At 54.5% G+C, this 1,104-nt stretch carries 1 rRNA gene; it reads left to right on the top strand.

What is annotated here, in order from left to right:
- A 23S ribosomal RNA gene (locus HMPREF3135_RS07080) occupies positions 1–1,021 on the top strand; the annotation flags it as partial.
- Positions 1,022–1,104: the final 83 nt, after the last annotated feature.

Below are 1,104 nucleotides of genomic sequence, written 5' to 3' on the forward strand. Positions count from 1 at the left end.
TTTGCGGGTCGAAGCGGAGAATTTAAGCCCCAGTAAACGGCGGTGGTAACTATAACCATCCTAAGGTAGCGAAATTCCTTGTCGGGTAAGTTCCGACCTGCACGAATGGCGTAACGACTTCCCTGCTGTCTCAACCACAGACCCGGCGAAATTGCAGTACGAGTAAAGATGCTCGTTACGCGCGGCAGGACGAAAAGACCCCGGGACCTTCACTATAGCTTGGTATTGGTGTTCGGTTCGGTTTGTGTAGGATAGGTGGGAGACTGTGATGCCTCAACGCCAGTTGGGGTGGAGTCGTTGTTGAAATACCACTCTGATCGTATTGGACATCTCAACCTCGGCCCGTGATCCGGGTTAGGGACAGTGCCTGGTGGGTAGTTTAACTGGGGCGGTTGCCTCCCAAAGAGTAACGGAGGCGCCCAAAGGTTCCCTCAGCCTGGTTGGCAATCAGGTGTTGAGTGTAAGTGCACAAGGGAGCTTGACTGTGAGACTGACAGGTCGAGCAGGTAGGAAACTAGGGACTAGTGATCCGGCACCGGCTTGTGGAAGCGGTGTCGCTCAACGGATAAAAGGTACCCCGGGGATAACAGGCTGATCTTCCCCAAGAGTCCATATCGACGGGATGGTTTGGCACCTCGATGTCGGCTCGTCGCATCCTGGGGCTGGAGTAGGTCCCAAGGGTTGGGCTGTTCGCCCATTAAAGCGGCACGCGAGCTGGGTTTAGAACGTCGTGAGACAGTTCGGTCTCTATCCGCCGCGCGCGTAGAAACTTGAGGAAGGCTGTCCCTAGTACGAGAGGACCGGGATGGACGTACCTCTGGTGTGCCAGTTGTCCCGCCTGGGGCATGGCTGGTTGGCTACGTACGGAAGGGATAACCGCTGAAAGCATCTAAGCGGGAAGCCTGTTCCAAGATTAGGTTTCTTTTGAGGTCCGCTATAGATGATGGGGTTGATAGGCCGGATCTGGAAGCATCGTAAGGTGTGGAGGTGACCGGTACTAATAGACCAAACATTCAACACACAAAGTGTGAATTACAGGGTTTTTGCTCGCGTCCGTTATTCAGTGTCTGGCATGACACCACCCACCCATTGTGGTGGGGATGG

Origin of the sequence: Corynebacterium sp. HMSC14H10, from assembly GCF_001807105.1 — a bacterium.
Lineage (GTDB): Bacteria > Actinomycetota > Actinomycetes > Mycobacteriales > Mycobacteriaceae > Corynebacterium > Corynebacterium jeikeium_D.